The 21,027-nt window shown below is 74.4% G+C and carries 20 protein-coding genes and 4 tRNA genes; 19 read left to right on the forward strand and 5 right to left on the reverse strand.

What is annotated here, in order from left to right:
• Positions 1–7 precede the first annotated feature (7 nt).
• The gene (locus DFJ68_RS01995; protein ID WP_121030600.1) at positions 8–823 is read left to right on the forward strand and encodes a DUF6299 family protein; all 816 of its coding nucleotides are present in this window, start codon (positions 8–10) and stop codon (positions 821–823) included.
• 94 nt (positions 824–917) lie between these two features.
• Here DFJ68_RS01995 and DFJ68_RS02000 read toward each other — a convergent pair whose 3' ends face one another.
• Positions 918–1,574, reverse strand: a complete 657-nt coding sequence (locus tag DFJ68_RS02000; protein WP_276330688.1) for an isochorismatase family protein — start codon at positions 1,572–1,574, stop codon at positions 918–920.
• Positions 1,571–2,872, reverse strand: a complete 1,302-nt coding sequence (locus DFJ68_RS02005; RefSeq protein WP_121030602.1) for a nicotinate phosphoribosyltransferase — start codon at positions 2,870–2,872, stop codon at positions 1,571–1,573. The genes DFJ68_RS02000 and DFJ68_RS02005 overlap by 4 nt, the downstream gene beginning before the upstream one ends.
• Before the next feature lie 31 nt (positions 2,873–2,903).
• On the opposite strand from DFJ68_RS02005, the gene clpS reads away from it, so the two are divergent.
• From clpS to DFJ68_RS02055, 10 genes are all read left to right on the forward strand, one after another.
• Positions 2,904–3,221 carry an ATP-dependent Clp protease adapter ClpS gene (gene clpS, locus DFJ68_RS02010; protein ID WP_245963396.1) on the forward strand — a complete coding sequence of 106 codons (318 nt, stop codon included), beginning with the start codon at positions 2,904–2,906 and terminating at the stop codon, positions 3,219–3,221.
• Positions 3,221–3,943, forward strand: coding sequence for a DUF2017 domain-containing protein (locus DFJ68_RS02015; protein WP_121030604.1), 723 nt, complete (start codon positions 3,221–3,223; stop codon positions 3,941–3,943). Before clpS ends, DFJ68_RS02015 begins: the two co-directional genes overlap by 1 nt.
• A gap of 10 nt (positions 3,944–3,953) precedes the next feature.
• Positions 3,954–4,730 carry an MBL fold metallo-hydrolase gene (locus DFJ68_RS02020; RefSeq protein WP_121030606.1) on the forward strand — a complete coding sequence of 259 codons (777 nt, stop codon included), beginning with the start codon at positions 3,954–3,956 and terminating at the stop codon, positions 4,728–4,730.
• Positions 4,731–4,780: 50 nt separating this feature from the next.
• Positions 4,781–5,665, forward strand: a complete 885-nt coding sequence (locus tag DFJ68_RS02025) for an aldo/keto reductase (RefSeq protein ID WP_121030609.1) — start codon at positions 4,781–4,783, stop codon at positions 5,663–5,665.
• Positions 5,666–5,790: 125 nt separating this feature from the next.
• Positions 5,791–6,597, forward strand: coding sequence for a ribonuclease PH (gene rph / locus DFJ68_RS02030; protein ID WP_121034988.1), 807 nt, complete (start codon positions 5,791–5,793; stop codon positions 6,595–6,597).
• Positions 6,594–7,238, forward strand: a complete 645-nt coding sequence (locus tag DFJ68_RS02035; RefSeq protein WP_121030611.1) for a non-canonical purine NTP pyrophosphatase — start codon at positions 6,594–6,596, stop codon at positions 7,236–7,238. Before rph ends, DFJ68_RS02035 begins: the two co-directional genes overlap by 4 nt.
• Positions 7,235–8,869 carry a molybdopterin-dependent oxidoreductase gene (locus DFJ68_RS02040; RefSeq protein ID WP_121030613.1) on the forward strand — a complete coding sequence of 545 codons (1,635 nt, stop codon included), beginning with the start codon at positions 7,235–7,237 and terminating at the stop codon, positions 8,867–8,869. The genes DFJ68_RS02035 and DFJ68_RS02040 overlap by 4 nt, the downstream gene beginning before the upstream one ends.
• Before the next feature lie 82 nt (positions 8,870–8,951).
• A tRNA-Leu gene (locus DFJ68_RS02045) sits at positions 8,952–9,032 on the forward strand.
• A 56-nt stretch (positions 9,033–9,088) separates the two neighbouring features.
• Positions 9,089–9,562, forward strand: coding sequence for a thioredoxin-dependent thiol peroxidase (gene bcp / locus DFJ68_RS02050; RefSeq protein WP_121030615.1), 474 nt, complete (start codon positions 9,089–9,091; stop codon positions 9,560–9,562).
• Between the two features lie 160 nt (positions 9,563–9,722).
• Entirely contained in the window at positions 9,723–9,974 is a 252-nt protein-coding gene (locus tag DFJ68_RS02055) for a DUF3618 domain-containing protein (RefSeq protein ID WP_121030617.1), read from the forward strand.
• 132 nt (positions 9,975–10,106) lie between these two features.
• On the opposite strand, the gene DFJ68_RS02060 is transcribed toward DFJ68_RS02055, so the two are convergent.
• The 3 genes from DFJ68_RS02060 to orn all read right to left on the reverse strand — a co-directional run bounded on the left by DFJ68_RS02060 (position 10,107) and on the right by orn (position 11,299).
• Positions 10,107–10,179: transfer RNA gene (locus tag DFJ68_RS02060), tRNA-Lys, on the reverse strand.
• A 278-nt stretch (positions 10,180–10,457) separates the two neighbouring features.
• Positions 10,458–10,533, reverse strand: a tRNA-His gene (locus DFJ68_RS02065).
• Between the two features lie 109 nt (positions 10,534–10,642).
• Positions 10,643–11,299, reverse strand: coding sequence for an oligoribonuclease (orn, locus tag DFJ68_RS02070; protein ID WP_211333250.1), 657 nt, complete (start codon positions 11,297–11,299; stop codon positions 10,643–10,645).
• 55 nt (positions 11,300–11,354) lie between these two features.
• Here orn and DFJ68_RS02075 point away from each other — a divergent pair, with 55 nt between their 5' ends.
• From DFJ68_RS02075 to DFJ68_RS02110, 8 genes are all read left to right on the forward strand, one after another.
• Positions 11,355–12,557, forward strand: coding sequence for a PrsW family intramembrane metalloprotease (locus tag DFJ68_RS02075; protein WP_245963397.1), 1,203 nt, complete (start codon positions 11,355–11,357; stop codon positions 12,555–12,557).
• Between the two features lie 85 nt (positions 12,558–12,642).
• Positions 12,643–12,715 (forward strand) — tRNA-Arg (locus DFJ68_RS02080).
• Between the two features lie 88 nt (positions 12,716–12,803).
• Positions 12,804–13,892 carry a glycosyltransferase gene (locus DFJ68_RS02085; protein WP_121030619.1) on the forward strand — a complete coding sequence of 363 codons (1,089 nt, stop codon included), beginning with the start codon at positions 12,804–12,806 and terminating at the stop codon, positions 13,890–13,892.
• Positions 13,889–14,896 (forward strand): WcbI family polysaccharide biosynthesis putative acetyltransferase, encoded by a 1,008-nt coding sequence (locus DFJ68_RS02090; protein ID WP_121030620.1) that lies wholly within the window; start codon positions 13,889–13,891, stop codon positions 14,894–14,896. The genes DFJ68_RS02085 and DFJ68_RS02090 overlap by 4 nt, the downstream gene beginning before the upstream one ends.
• Complete coding sequence (locus DFJ68_RS18195; RefSeq protein ID WP_170165684.1) at positions 14,893–15,942, forward strand: glycosyltransferase family protein; 1,050 nt, start codon at positions 14,893–14,895, stop codon at positions 15,940–15,942. The genes DFJ68_RS02090 and DFJ68_RS18195 overlap by 4 nt, the downstream gene beginning before the upstream one ends.
• On the forward strand, positions 15,939–17,192 hold the full coding sequence (locus DFJ68_RS02100; protein ID WP_170165685.1) for a glycosyltransferase family 2 protein: 1,254 nt from the start codon (positions 15,939–15,941) through the stop codon (positions 17,190–17,192). The genes DFJ68_RS18195 and DFJ68_RS02100 overlap by 4 nt, the downstream gene beginning before the upstream one ends.
• A gap of 109 nt (positions 17,193–17,301) precedes the next feature.
• Positions 17,302–19,062 (forward strand): dynamin family protein, encoded by a 1,761-nt coding sequence (locus tag DFJ68_RS02105; RefSeq protein WP_121030622.1) that lies wholly within the window; start codon positions 17,302–17,304, stop codon positions 19,060–19,062.
• Positions 19,063–19,162: 100 nt separating this feature from the next.
• The gene (locus tag DFJ68_RS02110; protein ID WP_121030624.1) at positions 19,163–20,872 is read left to right on the forward strand and encodes a GTPase; all 1,710 of its coding nucleotides are present in this window, start codon (positions 19,163–19,165) and stop codon (positions 20,870–20,872) included.
• Positions 20,873–21,027: the final 155 nt, after the last annotated feature.

Genomic DNA, 21,027 nt, shown 5'->3' on the forward strand with positions numbered 1-21,027 from the left:
AACCCTCATGGGAGTCAGACGACTGCTCGTCGCGGTGGCCACGGCCGCCCTCCTCGTCCCGGCCACGGCGGCGGTCGCCGCCGCCGCACCGGCCAACGACACCGCGGGCGGCGCGCGCGCCCTCGCCGCCCTGCCGAAGACCGTCACGCAGAACACGACGACCGCGACGACCGACGCCCTCGACGCCGAGCTCAACGCCCAGTGCGGCGCGCCGGCCACCAACGGCAGCGTGTGGTTCAGGGTCGTCGACAAGACGGGCGCCGGACTGCTCGTCGACACCACCGCGTCCGACTACAGCGCGGGCATCATGATCGTCGCGGGCGACCCGTCCGACGGCGGTCAGCTCGTCGCCTGCGGCCCTGGCCTCTCGGCCACGCGGGGCGAGCCGGGGACGACGTACTGGGTCATGGCCTTCTCGGACACGCCCTCGGTCACAGGTGGCACCCTCAAGGCCACCTTCTCCGAGGCGCCGCCGGCCCCGACCGCCGCGCTCACCGTCAACCGCAACGCCGTCGCCACGCGTGACGGCAGCCTGCGGCTCAAGGGCACGTACTCGTGCACCAACGCCGACGGCTACCAGAGCGACATCGAGGGCCTGGTCCAGCAGCGTGCCGGACGCCTGAAGATCAACGGCTTCTTCTTCGTCAACCCGATCGTCTGCGACGGCAAGACGCGGAAGTGGAACGCCCTGGCCACGAGCGACAACGGCTACTTCGACGCCGGCAAGGCGACGACGGCGTCGATCATCTTCGCCTGTGGCGCGCTGGAGTGTGCGGCCGAGCCCGTCGAGCGGACGCTGGTCGTCACCCGCGGCTGGTCCTGACCGACTCGGCACCACCCCGTCGAGAGGGCGCGTAGCACCCGTCGAGTGGTCACCCGTGACCACTCGACGGGGTCGAAGCGCCCTCTCGACGGGGTCAGTCGGGGACGACGGGGGTGCCGACGGCGCGCACCCCGGAGCCGGCCAGCTGGGCCAGCGCCGCGTCGGTCGTGGCCCTGGCCACGCCTGCGGTGAGGTCGAGTAGCACCGTCGGCTCGAACCCCTCTCGCTCGGCGTCGAGCGCGGTGGCCCGCACGCAGTGGTCGGTCGCGATGCCGGCGATGTCGACCCGGGCCACCTGGTGGTCGCGCAGCCAGTCGGCCAGCGACGCGCCGGCCTCGCCGGCCTCGTCGTCACCGGCGTCGTCACCCGGTCGGCCGGCATCCCGACCCTCGAACCCGCTGTAGGCGGCGGCGTGCTCGCCCTTGCGGAACACGGCCTCGACCCGCTCGAGCGCCGGGCCCAGCGCCGGGTGGAAGCCGGCGCCCTCGCTGCCGGCGACGCAGTGCACCGGCCACGAGTCGACGTAGTCGGGGGTGTCGCTGAAGTGGTCGCCCGGGTCGACGTGCCAGTCGGCGGTCGCGACGACGTGGTCGTAGAGGTCGGTGTGCTCGGTGACGTGGCGGCTGACGTCGGCGGCCACGGCGGCGCCGCCCGCGACGGCGAGCGAGCCGCCCTCGCAGAAGTCGTTCTGGACGTCGACGATGACGAGCGCCCTCTTGTACGAGGGGATCTCGCTGGTCTCGGTGGTCACGCGTGCTCCTGCTCGTAGACGGTGGGGATGACGGGCTCGCCGCGGCTCAGCTGCCGCGCGGCCCGCGGCAGCTCGTCGCGCGAGGCGGCGTGCCGGGCCCGTGCCTCGTGGATGTCCTGGTGGTCGACGACGTCACCGTCGCGCACGAGCTCGACCATGAGGGGCCGGTCGTCGCCGTCGTCGACCGGGTGCTCGCCGATGCCGATGACCTCGGCCTGCGCCACACCCTCGGGGCTGCGGCGGCGCAGCGCCCACTTGCGCCCGCCGACCGACGTCTTGTCCTTGCTCTTCTTCGCCACCGGGGCCAGCCGGCCGGACGCGTCCTCGCGCTGAACGAGCTTGTAGACCATGGATGCCGTCGGGGCCCCCGAGCCGGTGACGAGCGCCGTGCCGACGCCGTACCCGCTGACCGGCCCGGCGGCGAGCCCGGCGATGGCGTACTCGTCGAGGTCGGAGGTGACGATGATCTTCGTGTCGTGGTTGCCGGCGGCGTCGAGCTGGTGGCGCACCTCCGTCGCCTGGATGAGCAGGTCGCCGGAGTCGAGCCGTACGGCGCCGAGCTCGGGCCCGGCGATCTCGAGGGCGAGGTCGACGGCGGTGCGCACGTCGTAGGTGTCGACGAGCAGCGTCGTGCCGCGACCGAGCGACTCGACCTGGGCGGTGAACGCCTCGCGCTCGCTGTCGTAGAGCAGGGTGAAGGCGTGCGCGGCCGTGCCGGTCGTGGGGACCCCGTGCCGGCGCCCGGCCTCGAGGTTGCTCGTCGCCTCGAAGCCGGCGACGTATGCGGCCCGGGCGGCGGCGACCGCCGCCTCCTCGTGGGTGCGCCGGCTGCCCATCTCGATGCAGGGCCGGTCGCCGGCCGCCGACGTCATGCGCGAGGCCGCCGACGCGATCGCCGTGTCGTGGTTGAGGATCGACAGGGCGAGGGTCTCGAGCACGACACCCTCGGCGAAGCTCGACTCGACGACGAGCACGGGGGAGCCGGGGAAGTAGCACTCGCCCTCGGCGTAGCCGCTGACCTGGCCGCTGAAGCGGTAGCCCTCGAGCCAAGCCACCGTCTCGGCGTCGACCACCCTCGTGTCGCGCAGGAAGCGCAGCTCGTCGTCGCCGAACCGGAAGGTCTCGAGCGCCTCGAGGAAGCGCCCGGTGCCGCCGAGCACGCCGTAGCGCCGCCCGTCCGGAAGCCGCCGGGCGAAGGCCTCGAAGACGCAACGCCGTCGGGCCTCTCCCGACCGCAGCGCCGCCTGCAGCATCGTCAGCTCGTAGTGGTCGGTCAGAAGGGCGGTGCTCACGGTCATCACCCTACGGCGGCGGTCCTAGGGTGGTCGCGTGCCGTCACCGCTGCTCACGATCGCCCCCGCCACGGAGGAGACCCTCGAGGAGGTCACCTCGACCGACGAGGTCACCAGCCCCGACCTGCCCTGGGTGACGATCGTCTGGAACGACCCCGTCAACCTCATGACCTACGTGACGTGGGTGTTCGAGACGTACTTCGGCTACACCCGCACCAAGGCCGAGAAGCTCATGATGGACGTGCACCTCGAGGGGCGGGCCGTCGTGTCGAACGGCCCCCGCGAGAAGATGGAGCGCGACGCCGAGGCCCTGCAGGGGTACGGCCTCTGGGCGACCTTCGAGAAGGACTCCTGATGGCCCGTGCCTTCCGCCCCCGCGGCGACCGCCACGTCGCCGTCCTCGACGCCACCGAGCGGGCCGTCGTCGGCGGCCTCATGGAGCAGACCCGCGACATCCTCGCCCCCGAGGTCGAGCCGACCGGTGACGTCTTCGCCGACCTCGCCGCCTCCATGGGTGTCTCGCTCGCGCCGGGCGACCAGTCGCCTGACGACGACTCGCCCGAGTCGGATGCCGGTGGGCCGGCCCCGCGCGACCCCGCCCTCGACCGCCTCCTGCCGACGGCCCACCGGGGCGACGACCAGGTGGCGGCCGAGTTCCGGCGCCTCACCGAGGAGGGCCTGCGCCAGCGCAAGAGCGGCAACCTCGACGTCGCCATGCGGGCGCTCGCCGAGGCGCGCGACGACCGCGTCAGCCTCGACACCGGCACCGCACCCGCCTTCCTCATGGCCCTGACCGACGTGCGCCTGCTGCTCGGCGAGCGGATGGGCATGCGCACCGAGGAGGACGCCGAGCGGCTGCACGCGGCGATGGCGACGATCGGCGACGACGACCCCCTCGGCTACGCGATGGCCTGGTACGACTTCCTCACCTGGCTGCAGGAGTCGCTGACGCAGTCGCTCATGGGCGAGGCGCCCGGCGAGGGCGACGAGGACGCCGACGACGACACCGATGACGACTCCGATGACGACTCCGACGACCCAGACGGGACGCGACCCGGCGTCGGCGGCGTCTCCTAGGCTCGGCCCCGTGGAGGTCACCGTCGTCGGCTGCTCGGGCTCGTTCGCCGGGCCCGACTCGCCCGCGTCGAGCTACCTCGTGCGGGCCGAGCACGAGGGGCGCACCTGGGCGGTCGTACTCGACCTCGGCAACGGCGCCCTCGGCGCGCTGCAGCGCCACCTCGACCCGGCCGACGTCGACGCCGTGCTGCTCAGCCACCTGCACGTCGACCACTGCGTCGACGTCTGCGGCCTCTACGTGCTGCTCACCTACCACCCGAGCTCACCGGGGCCCCGCCGCGCCGACCGGCTACCGGTGCACGGCCCCGCCGGGGCCGGCGAGCAGCTGGCCCGCGCCTACGGCGACGCCACCCCCGAGGCCCTGCAGCGGGTGCTCGCCTTCCCGACTCTGACCGACCGCGTCCCGGTCGTCGTGGGGCCGTTCACCATCACGCCGGTACGGGTCGAGCACCCCGTCGAGGCCTACGGGTTCCGCGTCGAGGCCGGCGGCCGCACGCTCGCCTACACCGGCGACACCGACTCCTGCCCGGCCCTGACCGACCTCATGACCGGCGCCGACCTCGTCCTCGCCGACTCGGCCTTCGTCGACGGGCGCGACGAGGCGACCGGCATCCACCTCTCGGGCAGTCGGGCGGCCCGGGCGGCGGTGGCGGCCGGGGGAGTGGGCCGGCTCGTGCTCACCCACCTGCCGGCGTGGAACGACCCGGAGGTGTGCCGGTCGCAGGCGGCCGGGGTATGGCCCGGAGTGGTCGAGCTGGCCGAGCCGGGCGCGACGTACACCGTCTGACGCCCACGGCCGCCGCGGCCCGACCGTCCATCCGACGAGTAGGAGACACCGTGCAGCACCGCACCATCGGAAGCCAGACCGTCAGCGCCATCGGCCTGGGCGGCATGCCCATGTCGATCGAGGGGCGACCCGACCAGGAGCGCTCGGTCCGCACCATCCACGCCGCGCTCGACGCCGGCGTGACCCTCATCGACACCGCCGACGCCTACCACCGCGACGCCGGCGAGGTCGGCCACAACGAGTCGCTCATCGCCTCGGCCCTCGACTCGTGGTCGGGTGACCGCGACGGCGTCCTCGTCGCGACCAAGGGCGGCCACCTGCGCCCCGGCGACGGCTCGTGGACGCTCAACGGGCGCCCCGAGTACCTCAAGGAGGCGGCCGCGGCCTCGCTGAAGCGCCTCGGCGGCGAGGCCATCGGCCTCTACCAGTTCCACCGCCCCGACCCCGAGGTCCCCTACGCCGAGTCGGTCGGGGCGCTCGCCGAGCTGCTCGACGAGGGCGTCATCCGCATGGCCGGCATCAGCAACGCCAACCCCGACCAGATCCGCGAGGCCAACGAGGTGCTCGGCGGGCGGCTCGTGTCGGTGCAGAACCAGTTCTCGCCGGCCTTCCGCAGCAGCCTGCCCGAGCTGCAGCTGTGCGCCGAGCTCGGCATCGCCTTCCTGCCGTGGAGCCCGCTCGGCGGCATCAAGAGCGCCGGTGACCTCGGCACGAAGCACGACGCCTTCGCCGAGCTGGCGCAGGAGAAGGGCGTCAGCCCGCAGCGGCTCGCCCTCGCCTGGGAGCTCGCGCTCGCGCCCGTCGTCGTGCCGATCCCCGGCGCCTCGCGCCCCGAGAGCATCGAGGACTCCGTCCAGGCCGGCGACCTGCAGCTGAGCGACGACGAGGTGGCCCGCCTGAGCGACGCCGCGAAGAAGGTCAAGCAGCAGGACTGAGCCGCGCGCGACCACGACGTGAGGATGCCGGTCGGCCCACCCGGGCCCACCGGCATCCTCGTACGCCGGCGGCGACGTCACCCGCGGTGCGGGCTTACCGTGGAGGCATGGCTAGCCTCGACGGCATGACCGAGCAGCCGCCCGCCGCCACCTCCGCCGTCACCTCAGACTCCGGTGACACCACCGACACGACCCCGCGCCACGACGGCCGGCGGGTCGACCAGACCCGCGAGGTGCGCATCACCCGCAACTGGCTCGACCACGCCGAGGGCAGCGTGCTCGTCGAGTTCGGGCGCACCCGCGTGCTGTGCGCCGCCTCGTTCACCGAGGGCGTCCCGCGCTGGCTCAAGGGCCGCGGCACCGGCTGGGTGACGGCCGAGTACGCGATGCTGCCCCGGGCGACGAACACCCGCTCCGACCGTGAGAGCGTCAAGGGACGCATCGGCGGGCGCACCCACGAGATCAGCCGCCTCATCGGGCGCAGCCTGCGCGCCGTCATCGACACCAAGGCGCTCGGCGAGAACACCGTCGTGATCGACTGCGACGTGCTGCAGGCCGACGGCGGCACCCGCACCGCGGCCATCACCGGCGCCTACGTCGCCCTCGCCGACGCCATCGAGGACGCCCGCGCCAAGGGCCTCGTCGCCCGCAAGGCCCGGCCGCTCACGGGCTCGGTGGCCGCCGTCAGCGTCGGCGTCGTCAAGGGCCGCGCGGTGCTCGACCTCGACTACCCCGAGGACTCCACCGCCGAGACCGACATGAACGTCGTCATGACCGGCGACGGCCGCTTCGTCGAGGTGCAGGGGACCGCCGAGGGCGAGCCCTTCGACCGCGAGCTGCTCGGGCGGCTGCTCGACCTCGCCACGACCGGCTGCGCCGACCTCACCGTCCGCCAGCAGCAGGCGCTCGCCGGCGAGGGGGCGGGCGCGTGACCGACGTCGTCCTCGCCACCCGCAACGGCCACAAGGTGACCGAGCTGCGCGTCATCCTCGCCGACGTCGCGGGCGAGCTCGACCTGACCATCGTCGGCCTCGACGCCCACCCCGACGCGCCCGACGTCGTCGAGGACGGCGTCACCTTCGAGCAGAACGCGCTGCTCAAGGCCACGTCGGCGGTGCGGGCGACGGGGCTGCCGGCGGTTGCCGACGACTCCGGTCTCGCCGTCGACGTCATGGGCGGCTCGCCCGGCATCTTCAGCGCCCGGTGGTCCGGCGGTCGCGGCGACCTCGCCAACACCGAGCTGCTGCTGGCCCAGCTCGGCGACGTGCGCGACGAGCACCGTGGCGCCGCCTTCGTGTGCGCCGCCGCCCTCGTGCTGCCCGACGGCCGGTCCGTCGTCGAGACCCGTCGCTACCCGGGCCACGTCGCCCGCGGCCCCCGGGGCGACGGCGGCTTCGGCTACGACCCGGTCTTCGTGCCCTCCGAGCAGCCGGTCCGCGGCCCATCCGGGCGCGCCGTCGGCGGCGAACTGACCCTCGCCGAGTTCACCGCGCAGGAGAAGAACGACGCCTCGCACCGGGCCCTCGCCTTCCGGGCCCTCGTGCCGCACCTCAAGGAGCTGCTCTCGCCATGACCCTCACGACACCGACCGAGCACCCGTCCGACCCCTCGGACCCCACGAACCCGCCGGGTCACCCCGACGACGCCACGGGGGCGACGGGCGCGTCGCGTTCGCCGTGGTGGTTCGGTGCCCTCGACGGCATCGTCGCGGGGCTGCTCACGGTCGGCGTCGGCACGCTGCTCGCGTCGGTGCTCGTGGCGATGGGCCTCGCCGGCGGCCAGCCCGCGCCCGTGGCGGCCGTGAGCGAGGCCTTCATCGACCGGACCCCGCCGTGGCTCAAGGACTTCGCCATCTCGACGTTCGGCACGAACGACAAGCGGGCCCTGCTCGTCGGCACCGTCATCGTGCTGACGCTGCTGTGCGCGGCGATCGGCGTGCTCACCCGTCGTCGGATGCCGGTCGGTCTGCTCGCGTACGCCGTCGTCGGGGCCGTGGGTGGTGCCGCGGTGCTGTCCCGACCCGGGTCGGCGCCGCTCGACGTCCTGCCGGTGCTCGTCGGCACGGTGCTCGGCCTGTGGTTCCTGCGCCGCTCCGCGCTCGGCGGCCTGGTCGCGCCCGACCACCTGCGGGGGGACACGGCCGACGACCCCGGCCGGCGCTGGCTGCTCGGTGGTGGCGTCGGCCTGCTCGCCGCCTGGGCCGGGGGTTTCATCGGCGGTGGCTCGTCCGCCGCGACCGCCTCCCGCGAGGCGGTGGCCGCCGCGCCCGCGACGACGGCCGGCTCGCTCGTCGTGCCCGCCGGCGCCGACCTGAGGATCCCCGGCGCCGTGCCGTTCATCGTCCCCAACGACGACTTCTACCGCATCGACACCGCCATCGTCGTGCCGCGCGTCGACGCCGCGACCTGGAAGCTCAAGGTCACCGGCATGGTCGAGCGTGAGGTCGAGATCGACTGGGCGACGCTGCAGGGCAAGGAGCAGCAGGAGGCCATGATCACCCTCATGTGCGTGTCGAACGAGGTCGGCGGCGACCTCACCGGCAACGCCGTGTGGACCGGCTGGCCGGTGCGCGAGCTGCTCGCGATGGCCGGCCCCAAGGCGGGCGCCGACATGGTGCTGCAGACGAGCGTCGACGGCTGGACGTGCGGCACCCCGCTCACCACGCTCACCGACGACCGCAACGCCCTGCTCGCGACCCGCATGAACGGCGAGCCGCTGCCCTTCGAGCACGGCTTCCCGGTGCGCGTCGTCGTGCCCGGCCTCTACGGCTACGTCTCGGCGACGAAGTGGGTCACCGAGCTCAAGGTCACGACGTTCGACGCCGACCAGGGCTACTGGACCCCGCGCGGCTGGGCGCCCCTCGGTCCCGTCAAGACCGAGTCACGCGTCGACGTGCCGAAGGCGGGCGCGAGCGTCCCGGCCGGCAAGGTCGCCGTCGCCGGCGTGGCCTGGGCCCAGCACCGCGGCATCAGCAAGGTCGAGGTGCAGGTCGACGACGGGCCCTGGACGCAGGCGCGGCTCGCGGTCGACGCCACGGTCGACGCCTGGCGCCAGTGGGTCTACGAGTGGGACGCCACCTCCGGCAGCCACGACCTGCGCGTGCGCGCGTACGACACCACCGGTGAGGTCCAGACGCCCTACGACGCGCCGCCCGCGCCCGACGGGGCCACCGGCATCCACACCGTCACGGTGCGGGTCGACTGACGCGCACTCCGGCCGGAGTGCCCTGACGGACACGGCATCCGGACGCCGTGGCGGTCTCACTAGAGTGGGCCCGCAGCCGCGAGCGGACGTGGTGGAACTGGTAGACACGCAGGATTTAGGTTCCTGTGCCCTAGGTGTGCGGGTTCGAGTCCCGCCGTCCGCACCGACCGGTCCGATGCACGCACCTGACCGAACCGCCCGACCTGCGAAGGAGCAGTGATGACCGACCGTCTCGAGCCCGGTGACCCGGCCCCCGCGTTCACCCTCACCGACGACGAGGGCAAGCAGGTGAGCCTCGGCGACTTCGCCGGGCGCAAGCTCATCGCCTACTTCTACCCGGCCGCGATGACCCCGGGCTGCACCACCCAGGCGTGCGACTTCAGCGAGAGCATCGCCTCGCTCGCCCGCGACGGGTACGCCGTGGTCGGCATCAGCAAGGACGCTCCCGACAAGCTCGCCACCTTCCGCGAGCGCGACTCGATCACCTTCCCGCTGCTGAGCGACGAGTCGCTCGAGACGCACCGGGCCTACGGCGCCTGGGGCGAGAAGAAGCTCTACGGCAAGACCGTCGAGGGGGTGCTGCGCTCGACCTTCGTCATCGACGAGGAGGGCACGGTCACCCACGCGATGTACAACGTCAAAGCCACCGGTCACGTCGCCAAGCTGCGGCGCGACCTCGGCCTCGCGAGCTGAGCCGGGCGGGGGAGGCCCCGCAGTAGGGTCGGGGATGCCGGGTCGCCGCCGCGCGCGGGTACGTCACCGCGCGTACGGGCGGGCCCCCCCGACCCCGCACCCTGATCCCGCACCCCGACCCATCTCCCGCCGGACCCGGCGCCACCGAGAGGAACCACCCATGAGCGACACCGCGGCCATCGAGGCGCAGATCAAGGCCGCCCGGGGCAGGCTCGAGGGCACCGTCAACGAGCTCGCATACCGGGCGCAGCCGCAGGTCATCGCCGAGCGCCAGATGCAGTCGCTCAAGCTGCGCTTCGACCGCGCCACGCGGACCCCCGACGGTGAGCTGCGCGTCGAGCGCGTGGCGGCGGTGGCCGCCGCCGTCGTGGCCGTCGTCGCCCTCAGCGTCGTCCTGCGCCGGCGCCGCTGACGACGGGACGAATGCCGGCCGGCCGGGTCGGTGGGCGGGTCACGCCGACCCGGCCCCACGGCATCCGGCTGCTGAGCCGAGACGGAACGACGAAGGCCCCCCGCCGCAGCGGGGGGCCTTCGTCGTGATCGGTGCGCCGTCAGGGACTCGAACCCCGAACCCAGTGATTAAGAGTCACTTGCTCTGCCAATTGAGCTAACGGCGCGCAACGAGGGGAAACACTAGCAGCCGGGGTGCGGCGCTCCAAAATCGGTCGGCCGCAGGGTGATCCGGGCCGTCAGAGGATGCCTCCGACGAGCAGCGAGAGCGCGAGGCTCACGACGATGACGCCGACGACCACGCCGACGACGACCTTCTGGGCGCGCTTGTTGTCCAGGAGCATGACCCCAGTCTCACCCATGGCGGCGGGACTCCGACACGGCGCTCACGGACTGCTCCCGGGATGCGGACGGCCCCGCACGCGGATCGCGTGCGGGGCCGGTCTGGGGTGAGTGACGGGACTTGAACCCGCGGCCACCTGGACCACAACCAGGTGCTCTACCAGCTGAGCTACACCCACCATGCGCAGCACATGCCGGGCCCGAGGGCTCGGCACGCGGTACGGCGTCGACAATCGTACAGGCTGCCCGAGGGTGGTCACGACCACGCCCGGCAGCGGTGCTCGGGCCCTACTCCGCGGGTGCTGCGGGCGGTGTCGGTGCTGCGGGCGCGATGACGTGCGGGGCGGCGAGGGCCTTGGCGGTGTCGCTGTCGGGGCCGGGCTGCGGCACGAAGACCGCCGAGCGGTAGTAGCGCAGCTCGGCGATCGACTCGCGGATGTCGGCGAGCGCGCGGTGACCGCCGGACTTCTTCGGGGAGTTGAAGTAGGCGCGGGGGTACCAGCGCCGCGAGAGCTCCTTGATCGAGCTGACGTCGATGATGCGGTAGTGCAGGTGCGCCTCGAGCTCGGGCATGTCGCGGGCGAGGAAGTTGCGGTCGGTGCCGACGGTGTTGCCCGCCAGCGGCGCCTTGCGCGGCTCGGGGACGAACTCGCGCACGTACTCGAGCACCCGGGCCTGGGCCTCCTCGAGGGTCGTGCCGCCCGCGAACTCCTCGATGAGGCCGGAGGTCGTGTGCATCGTGCGGACGAAGTCGTCCATCTGCTCGAGCGCGGCGTCGGGCGGGCGCACGACGACGTCGACCCCGTCACCGAGCTGGTTGAGCTCGAAGTCGGTGACGAGGGCGGCCACCTCGACGAGCGCGTCGGCCCCGAGGTCGAGGCCGGTCATCTCGCAGTCGATCCAGATGATGCGGTCCGACAGCGCCCGTGCGTTGGAATCGCTCATCGGCCCACCATAGAGGCACGGCGACGAGGCCTCCCGCTGCACTAGCCTTCACGCCATGAGCTCAGGGGACGTCACGACGACCGGATCCGGTGGCGCCGCAGGCCCGCCCGGCACGCAGGGGACGGGCGGGTGGAGCGCCGTCGCCAACCCGACGCGGCGACCGCTGCTGCGGCGCGTGCTCACCGTCGGCGTCGCCAGCTCGGTGTTCCTCGTCTGCCTGCTCGTCCTGCTCGGCATCCTCGGGCGTGCCCTCACCGCGCAGACCATCGTGCTGGCCGCCCTCGTCGCGATCGTGCCGCTGCTCGTCGTCGTACCGACCTTCCTCTGGCTCGACCGGTTCGAGGCGGAGCCGAGCCGCTACCTCGTCTTCGCCTTCCTCTGGGGCGCCCTCGTGGCGGTCGTCGGCGCGTTCTTCCTCAACACCCTCGGGCTGCAGCTGCTCGTCGACGCCAGCTGGCGCGACCCGCTCGAGACCGGCGCCGTCTACCTCGCGCCCGTCACGGAGGAGACCCTCAAGGGCCTCGGCGTCCTGCTCGTCTTCCTGCTGCGACGCAAGGAGTTCGACGGGGTCATCGACGGCATCGTCTACGGCGGCCTCGTCGGCGCCGGCTTCGCCTTCAGCGAGAACATCCTCTACATCGGCCAGGCCTACACGGAGGCCGGCAGCGAGGGGCTGACGAGCGTCTTCATCGTCCGCTGCCTCATGGGGCCCTTCGGCCACCCCCTCTTCACGGCCCTGACGGGCATCGGCATCGGGATCGCCGTCGCGGTGCGCCGCCCGCTGCTGCGCGTCGCGACCATCGCCGTCGGCTGGGTCTGCGCGATGCTGCTCCACGGCACGTGGAACCTCTCGGCGCTCGCCGGCACGAACGGCTTCCTCGAGGCCTACCTCACCGTGCAGGTGCCGCTCTTCGTCGCCTTCATCGCCTTCCTGCTCTGGCTGCGCCGCCGCGAGGGCCGGCTCATCGGGCTGCACCTCTCGCCCTACGCCGACGCGGGGTGGCTGACCCACGCCGAGGTGCAGATGCTCTCGCACCTGAGGCTGCGCCACTCTGCCCGCGCCTGGGCCCGCGCGAACGGCGGGGCACCGGCCAAGCGGTCGATGGACGCGTTCCAGGACAGCGCCAGCGACCTCGCGCTGCTGCGCTCGCGTCTCGTGCACGGCACCGCCGAGCCGGATGCCGCCCAGCGCGAGCTCGTGCTGCTCGAGGCGATCACGGCCCACCGTCGCGACTTCATCGGTTCGCCCGTCACCTGAGCCCACCTATGCTGGGCCCTGCCCGGGGGTGGTGGCCGGGGGTCGTGGCCGTCCGCGCGCCCAGTGTCCACCCGCCCGCGGGCGAGCCCCTGTAGCTCAGCGGATAGAGCAAGAGCCTTCTAATCTCTTGGTCGCAGGTTCGAGTCCTGCCGGGGGCGCCGGGGCCTGACCGGACGCCGGTGCGTGCCGTCGGTGTCCGTGTCGCCGGATCGGGTACAGCACGGGGGTCCCCGACCAGGAGGCCCCATGTCCGGACGCCACCAGCCCGTGAGGGTGCTGTCGATCCCCGGCGCCCACAGCTACACCCAGCGGATCCGCGCGACCGGGCGACCCGGCATCCGGCCCGAGGTCGTGCACCTGCCCGACCCGCCCGTGCCCGGCGGCGCCCCCGGCCAGTGGTGGCCCCCGCCGGCACTCGATCCCTCGTGGGTGCGCGACCACGCGGACGAGGTCGACGTCGTGCACCTGCACTTCGGCTTCGACGCCTCGACCCCGGCCGCGCTGACGGCGTGGGTCGACGCCCTGCGGCAGGCCGGCATCCCCCTCGTGCTGACGGTGCACGACGTCGTCAACCCGCACTTCGTCGACCAGCGTGAGCACCTCGACCGACTCGACGTGCTCGTGCCGGCCGCCGACGCCCTCGTCACCCTGACCGAGGGTGCGGCCGACGACATCGAGCGGCGCTGGGGACGGCGCCCCGACGTCGTCGCCCACCCGCACGTCGCCCCCGCCGAGCTGGTCGGCTCGCGGGCCGAGCGACGCGACGACCGCTTCGTCGTCGGGCTGCACCTCAAGGGCCTGCGGGCCAACGTCGTCGCCGCCCCGGTCGTGTCGGCGCTCGTCGCCGCCGCGTCCGACCTGCCCGGTGCGCAGGTCACCGTGCACGTGCACCCCGAGGTGCTGAGCGAAGGACACGTCCGCACCGACCTGACCCTCGCGCGGCTGCTCGACGAGGGCGACGGTGTCGGGCCGCTGCGGGTCGTGCGCCACGACCGTCACTCCGACGACGAGCTGTGGCGCTACCTCCAGGGGCTCGACGTCTCCGTCATGCCGTACGCCTTCGGCACCCACTCGGGCTGGATCGAGGCGTGCCACGACCTCGGTACCGCGGCCCTCGCCCCGACGACCGGCCGCTGGGTGGAGCAACAGCGCTCGCTGACCTACGACTGGCCCACCGAGGGCGAGCCCGACGTCGACCAGATCGCGACCGCCCTCGCCGACGCGCACCGCGACCGGCCCCGGTGGCAGGCCGACCGCGCCGACCGGGAGCGTCAGCAGCGCGAGGTGGCCGACTGGCACGAGCGGCTCTACGTGCGGCTGGGGGCGGCGTCGTGACCGGCGTCGGAGACGCGGAGAAGGAGGACGGCGTGCAGGCCAGCGTGGGTGACGGTGCGCTCGACGGTGTGCTCGACGGTGTGCCGGAGGCCGCCGCGGTGGCGCGCGACCGACCGCGGGCGCTGCACTACGGCGAGTTCTACGGGCTCAAGCCCCTGCCGGAGGGGCCGCTGCTCGTCGTGCACGGCAACTGTCAGGCCGAGTCGATGCGGGTGCTGCTGCAGGGCGCCGAGGGTGCACCGTGCGTCAGCGTCCGCATTCCTGCGGTCCACGAGCTCGCCCCCGACGAGGTGCCGCTGCTGCAGCGGCTGCTCGCCCACGCCTCGACCGTCGTCACCCAGCCCATCGCCGACGGCTACCACGACCTGCCGCTCGGCAGCGCCGAGGTCGCGGCGGCCGCCCCGGGTGCACGCGTCGCCGTCTTCCCCGTCTTCCGGTGGGTGGGCCTGTTCCCGTGGCAGGCCGTCTACACCGACCCCGACGTCGGCGACCCGCCCGTCGTGCCGTACCACGACCTGCGCACGCTGCTGAGGGCGCTCGGTCGCGCGGTGCCGGACACGACCGAGGACGCCGTGCGCGCCGTCTCGCGGTGGTCGCTCGCCGAGCTCGACCGTCGAGAGCAGCGGGCCGGGGCCGTGCGCGTGCACGACCTCGCCGAGCCCGCCGGGGTCGACGCCGCCCACACGGCCAACCACCCGGGCAACACGGTGCTCATCGGGGCCGCGCGTCGGGTCGAGGAGGCCCTCGGCTGGCCGGTCACCGCGGCCGACCCCGGTCGGGTGCTGCTCGGCGGGGTGCGTGCGCCCCTCGAGCCCGTCGTTCTGCGCGCCCTCGGCCTCGACGCCGGCGCCGCGCGCGACCACTGGCTCGTCGGTGGCGAGCCGGTCACGACGGACGAGGTCGAGTCGGTCCAGCGTGCCTGGTACGAGGCGCATCCCGAGGTGGCGCAGCGCCTGCTGACCCGGGCCGGGCAGCAGCTCGAGCTGCTCGGCGTGGCCTCGTGATCCCAGCCGCGCCCGGTGCGGTGGTGCGTCGCCACGTCGTCGCCGGAGCCCCGTCGCACGGCGTCGTCATCCACGCCGAGCGGCTCGCCGCCGCCCTCCCGGCGCTCGCCGCCGTCACCGAGCGGGTCGGCGCGGACGGTGCCGCCGACGCCGCCCGTCTCGGGCTCGACGCGCTGGCGGCCGACGCGGTGCTGCTGCCGCTGACCGACCACCTGCTCGGCACGTCGGCCGAAGCCGTCGAGGCGGTCGAGCGGCTGGCCCGCCGGTCGCGGGTGGCCGTCGTGCTCCACGACGTCCCGCAGCCCGAGGAGGGGCAGGCGAGGTGGCGCCGCCGCCGTGACGCCTACGCCCGGATCGCCTGTGCCGCAACGGCAGTCGTGGTCTCGAGCGACCACGAGGCCGCGCTGCTGCGCGCGTGCCTCGACGACCCGGCATCCGCGGCGCCCGTCACCGTGCTGCCCCTGCCGGTCGAACCGGGCCCGTCCACGGGTGCTGCCCGACCCGAGGCGGCCCGCGCCGAGGGCGGGCGCGTCGAGCTCGGGGTGCTCGGCTGGGTCCACCCGGGCAAGGGCCTCGGCGAGGTCGTCGACGCGGCCGGCGACCTGCGCGACCGCGGCGTCGACGCCGCCGTCGTCAACGTCGGCGACGTCGTGGCCGACCACGTCGACCACCTGCGCGAGCTCGAGCGGCGGGCCGCCGCTCGCGGCGTCCCCTTCCGCGTCACCGGCTACCTGCCCGACGACGCGATGGCGCAGGCCCTCGCCGCCGTCGACGTCCCCGTGGCCGCCCACCGGCACATCTCGGCATCCGGCTCGGTCAACTCGTGGCTGTCCGCAGGGCGGCGCCCTGTCGTCGTCGACGGCACCTACGTGCGCGAGGTGGCGCGACGGATGCCGGGCAGCGTGACCGTCACCCACGACCTCGCCGCCGCCGCGGCCGCCGCCCTCGACGACCCGTCGCTCACGTGGCTGGCGCCCGATGTCGTGCTCGGACCGTCGTGGCGCGAGAGCGCGCAGGCGCACCTGGACCTGCTGGAGTCGCTGTGAACGACGCCCCCGACGTCAGCGTCGTCGTGCCGTACTACGAACGGCCCGACCACCTCGAGCGCCTCGTCGCCGGCCTCGACGCCCAGACGCTCGACCCCTCCCGCTTCGAGCTCGTCGTCGCCGACGACGGCTCGGCCGTGCCTCCCACGGTGTCGCCACGGGCCTACGCGGTGCGGGTCGTGAGCCAGCCCGACCTCGGCTTCCGCGCCGCCGCCGCCCGCAACCTCGGCGCCCGGTCCTCGCGTGGTGACGTCGTGGCCTTCGTCGACCAGGACTGCGTGCCGGCACCGGAGTACCTCGAGCGCATGCTCGCGGCGACGACGGGGGAGTGGTCGCTGACGGTCGGCCACCGGCTGCACGCCGAGCTCGACGGGCTCACCGGCGACGCGACGCTCGCCTGGCTGCGCGGTGCGGGGCCGGCGCCGACCGTGCTGCCCGAGCCGCAGTGGCTGCTCGACGCCTACGCCCGCACCGACGGCCTGACCCGCGACGACCCGCGCTCGTACCAGCTCGTCATCAGCGCCACCCTTACCGTGCACCGCGCGCTGCTCACCCGCATCGGCGGCTTCGACGAGTCCCTCACCCGCTACGGCGGCGAGGACTGGGACCTCGGCCACCGCGCTCTCGTGGCGGGCGCCGACACCCGCTGGCTCGAGGAGGCCGTCGTGTGGCACGACGGCGCCGACCTGCCCTCCCGTACGGGGTGGCAGGAGGCGAAGAACCGCGAGACCCTCGCGCTCGCCTCCCGGGTGCCCGACCGCGACCTGCGCGGGGAGCACCTGACCTGGCGGGTCCCCGACGTCGTCGTGCGGCTGCGGCGTGGAGGCCACGACGTCACAGACGACCCCGACGCCACTGGCACCACCGAGGACGTGGCGGTGACGCTCGCGGCCGAGTCGCTGCTGCGCGGCACCGACGCGCGGGTGTGGCTCGACGGCCCCGTGCCCGAGGGGCTGGAGGACCCGCGGCTGCACGAGGGGCCCGTCCCCGCCGACGTGCTGGGTCGGGCGCGGTGGATCGTCGACGCCGACGTGGCCGTCCTGACGGGGACGACGCTGCGGCGCATCGTCGACAGCGCGCCCCTGCGGGTGCCCGGCCTGTGGGTGCGGTCGACCCGTGACGAGAACCGCTCTGCCCGAGGCGTGGCGGTGCAGGAGCCGGCGACGTCGCTGCCCGCCGGGGTCGGGCTGGCCGCCGTGCCTCCGGCGACGGTGCTCGAGCGCTGGTGGCAGTCGCGCGAGCCCTCGTGAGCGCTCGGGCGGCGACGGCGTCGGCCGTGCGCCCGGGCGCGCCGAGAAGCACGGGCCACACGCGTGGGATGGGTTTGGCAGGGAAGGTCGCAGACGCGAGGATTGGCCCGTGAGCGACGGGCGGGGGACCACGGGCACGGGCCGCGGCGGGGGCGACCGCCTGCTCGCTGCCGTCACCGCCGTCCGGTCGGCCGTCGCGACCGCGACGCTGCCGCTCGACCTGCCCGGGGTCGAGGCCGCCCGGCTGACCCGCAGCCGGCTGCTCGACCAGCTCGACGACTACGTCATCCCGCGCCTCACCTCGCTCGACGCCCCGGTGCTCGCGGTGGTCGGCGGCTCCACGGGGTCGGGCAAGTCGACCCTCGTCAACTCCGTCGTGGGGCAGGAGGTCTCGGTCCCCGGCGTGCTGCGTCCGACGACCCGCTCGCCGGTGCTCGTGCACCACCCCGACGACGCGACGTGGTTCACCGGCCAGCGGGTGCTGCCCGGCCTCGCGCGGGTCACGGGAGCGGCGGGCGCGGGCGCGGGCTCGAGCTCGGCCTCCGGCGAGGGCGGTGCCGGCGGCGGCTCGCTGCGGCTCGTCGCGACCGCCGCCGTGCCGACGGGGCTGGCCCTCGTCGACGCCCCCGACATCGACAGCGTCGTCGCGTCCAACCGCGACCTCGCGGTGCAGCTGCTCGCTGCCGCCGACCTCTGGGTCTTCGTCACCACCGCGGCGCGCTACGCCGACGCCGTGCCGTGGGACCTGCTGCGCGAGGCGGGCGAGCGGGGCACCGCCGTCGCCGTCGTGCTCGACCGGGTGCCGCCCGAGGCGGCCACCGACATCCGTGAGCACCTCGGCGAGATGCTGCGCGACCAGGGGCTGGGATCGGCCCCGGTGTTCACCGTCGTCGAGTCGTCCTTGAAGGACGGTCGGCTGCCGGAGGCGGAGGTGGCGCCGTTGCGCACGTGGCTCGGCGACCTCGCCGGCGACGCCGCCGCCCGGGCCGACGTCGTGCGCCAGACCCTCGCCGGCGCGGTCGACTCGCTCGGCCGACGCCTCGACACCCTCGGCGAGGCCTCCCGGGCGCAGGCCGCGGCGGTGGGCGAGCTCTCCGAGGTGGCCCGCGACGCCTACGACGGCGCGCAGGGTCAGGTCGAGCGCGGAATGCTCGACGGCAGCCTGCTGCGCGGTGAGGTGCTCGCCCGGTGGCAGGAGTTCGTCGGCACGGGCGAGCTGTTCCGGCAGGTCGAGTCGACGGTGTCGCGGCTGCGCGACCGGGTCACCGCCTTCGTGCGCGGCGAGCCGCCCAAGACCGAGAACCTCGGCGACGCGCTGCAGAGCGGCGTCGAGTCCCTCGTGCTCAACTGCGCCGAGCTGGCGGCGAGCACCACTGCGAGACAATGGCGTTCGGATGCCGCGGGGCGGGCTCTCGTGACCGCGCACCCCGAGCTGGGGCGGTCGAGCCCCGATCTCGGCGCCCGGGTGGAGCGCCTCGTGCGCGCCTGGCAGGGCGACATCCTCGACCTCGTGCGCAGCGAGGGCAAGGACCGTCGCACGACCGCCCGCGTCATGGCCTACGGCGTCAACGGCCTCGGTGTCGTGCTCATGCTCGTCACCTTCGCCAGCACCGCCGGTATCACGGGTGCCGAGGTCGGGATCGCCGGTGGCACGGCCGTGGTCGGGCAGAAGCTGCTCGAGGCCGTCTTCGGCGACCAGGCGGTCCGTGAGCTCTCGCGGCGGGCCCGCGAGCTGCTGCTCGAGCGGGTGGCCGGTCTCTACGACGACGAGCGCGACCGGTTCGACGACGTGGTCGCGGCGCTCGAGGTCGACCCGGCCCAGGTGACCGCGCTGTCCGCCGCGGCACGCGACCTCGAGAAGGCGCGGTGACCCGCCGCCCGCCGGGGACGGCCGTCGGCGCCCACCGCCCTCCCGCCTCCGACCGACGGACCCCCGACCGCCCGACCCCCAGCCGCACGAGGACGACACGATGAGCCCGATCAGGATGGGACGCGAGAAGGTCGCGACGGTCAGCACGGCCGACGTGGCCCGCCGCAGCGCAGCCCTCTCGCTCGCCCTCGTCCGGGGCGCCGACGAGCTCGACCCGGCCTCGGTCGAGCTGGCGCGACGTGTCGTCGACAAGGCGGCCCGGCGCACGACGATCGCCGGCGACCACACGGTCGTCGCACTGGCCGGTGCGACCGGCAGCGGCAAGTCGTCCCTCTTCAACGCCCTCGTGGGCGAGCCCGTCGCGACCATCGGCGCCCGCCGGCCGACGACGTCGACGCCGACCGCCGCGATCTGGGCCCGGGCGACGGCCGACGGGTCCGACGCGACCGAGCTGCTCGACTGGCTCGGCGTGCCCGCCCGCCACGTCGTCGCCACCGGGCCGGACGGCATCCGTGACGGGGGCCGTGACACTGGCGAGGCCCTCCTGGGCACCCTCGACGGGCTCGTGCTGCTCGACCTGCCCGACTTCGACTCCCGCGAGTCGGCGCACCGCCGCGAGGCCGAGCGGGTGCTCGAGCTCGTCGACGTCTTCGTGTGGGTCACCGACCCGCAGAAGTACGCCGACGCCCGGCTGCACGACGAGTTCGTCTCGGCCCTGTCGTCGCACGAGGCGGTCACGCTCGCCGTGCTCAACCAGGTCGACCGACTGCCCGAGCGCGTCGTCGCGCCGCTGCGCGACGACCTCGCGCGGCTGCTCGAGGCCGACGGTGTCGCCTCGCCGACGGTGCTCACCGCCTCGGCGACAACCGGTGCCGGGGTGCCCGAGCTGCGGCAGCGGCTGGCCAACATCGTTGCGGGACAGGCTGCCTCACGGCACCGGCTGCGGTCGGACGTCGTCGGCGCGGCCGGCGCCCTGCGTCGCGACGTGGCCGACTCCGAGCCCCGGGCCGAGGCGCTGCCACGGCGCGACCTCGACGCCGCCCTCGCCCGGGCGGCCGGCGTACCGGTCGTGCTCGACGCGGTCGCCCGCGACTACCGGCGCGAGGCGTTCGGCCACACCGGCTGGCCCTTCACGAGGTGGACCAAGGGCCTCACCGCCGACCCGCTTCGACGCCTCCGCCTCGGCACGCGTGACGCGGTGCCGGTCGACATCGAGGGCAGCGACGTGCGGGCGGTGCTCGGCCGATCGTCCATCCCGGCCCCGAGCGCGTCGGCGACCTCGGCGGTCGACGTCGCCACCCGCACCTTTGTGCGCGGAGCCGCCGACGGACTGCCGGTGCGGTGGGCGCAGGCGGTCGAGGACTCCGTCGGCACCCAGGACCCTCCGATCGCCGACGCGCTCGACCAGGCGGTGCTCGGCACCTCGCTGCGGGCCCGCCGGCCGGTGTGGTGGCTGCTCGTCGACGGGCTGCAGTGGGTGCTCGGCCTCGCCGCCGTGGCCGGGCTGCTCTGGCTGGCCGCCCTGTGGGTCGTCGGCCTGCTCGCCCTGCCGCGGCCCGACCTGCCGTCGGTCGGGGTCGTGCCGGTGCCGGCGCTCATGCTCGTCGGCGGGGTGCTGCTGGGCCTGCTCGTCGGGGCGGTCTCGCGCGCCGCCGCGAGGGTGGGCGCCCGCCGGCGACGGGCCGTCGTCGGCCGTCGCCTCGACGAGGCCGTCGCCCGCGTCGGTGACGAGCACGTCGTCGCCCCGGTGGCCCGGGTGCTGGACCGCCACCGCGAGACCCGTGAGCGCCTCGACGAGGCCCTCACCTGACCCGTCGAGAGGGCGCGTGGACCCCGTCAAGAGCGCTTAGCCCCTGTCGAGAGGGCACCGGACCGCATGGATGCCGGGGCGCCGGCACGCGCGCTCGACGTGGCGCTCTCGTGGCGGGCCCTCGTCCACACCCCCTGCCGACCGCACGCCCTGCG

This window comes from Terracoccus luteus, assembly GCF_003635045.1.
Lineage (GTDB): Bacteria > Actinomycetota > Actinomycetes > Actinomycetales > Dermatophilaceae > Terracoccus > Terracoccus luteus.

Coding starts and splice junctions, on each gene's coding strand:
- DFJ68_RS02075 (WP_245963397.1), top strand. CDS start 11,355: ATGAGCTCAGGGGACGTCACGACGACCGGATCCGGTGGCGCCGCAGGC.
- DFJ68_RS02055 (WP_121030617.1), top strand. CDS start 9,723: ATGAGCGACACCGCGGCCATCGAGGCGCAGATCAAGGCCGCCCGGGGC.
- rph (WP_121034988.1), top strand. CDS start 5,791: ATGACCGAGCAGCCGCCCGCCGCCACCTCCGCCGTCACCTCAGACTCC.
- orn (WP_211333250.1), bottom strand. CDS start 11,299: ATGAGCGATTCCAACGCACGGGCGCTGTCGGACCGCATCATCTGGATC.
- DFJ68_RS02110 (WP_121030624.1), top strand. CDS start 19,163: ATGAGCCCGATCAGGATGGGACGCGAGAAGGTCGCGACGGTCAGCACG.
- DFJ68_RS02085 (WP_121030619.1), top strand. CDS start 12,804: ATGTCCGGACGCCACCAGCCCGTGAGGGTGCTGTCGATCCCCGGCGCC.
- bcp (WP_121030615.1), top strand. CDS start 9,089: ATGACCGACCGTCTCGAGCCCGGTGACCCGGCCCCCGCGTTCACCCTC.
- DFJ68_RS01995 (WP_121030600.1), top strand. CDS start 8: ATGGGAGTCAGACGACTGCTCGTCGCGGTGGCCACGGCCGCCCTCCTC.
- DFJ68_RS02015 (WP_121030604.1), top strand. CDS start 3,221: ATGGCCCGTGCCTTCCGCCCCCGCGGCGACCGCCACGTCGCCGTCCTC.
- DFJ68_RS02040 (WP_121030613.1), top strand. CDS start 7,235: ATGACCCTCACGACACCGACCGAGCACCCGTCCGACCCCTCGGACCCC.
- DFJ68_RS02005 (WP_121030602.1), bottom strand. CDS start 2,872: ATGACCGTGAGCACCGCCCTTCTGACCGACCACTACGAGCTGACGATG.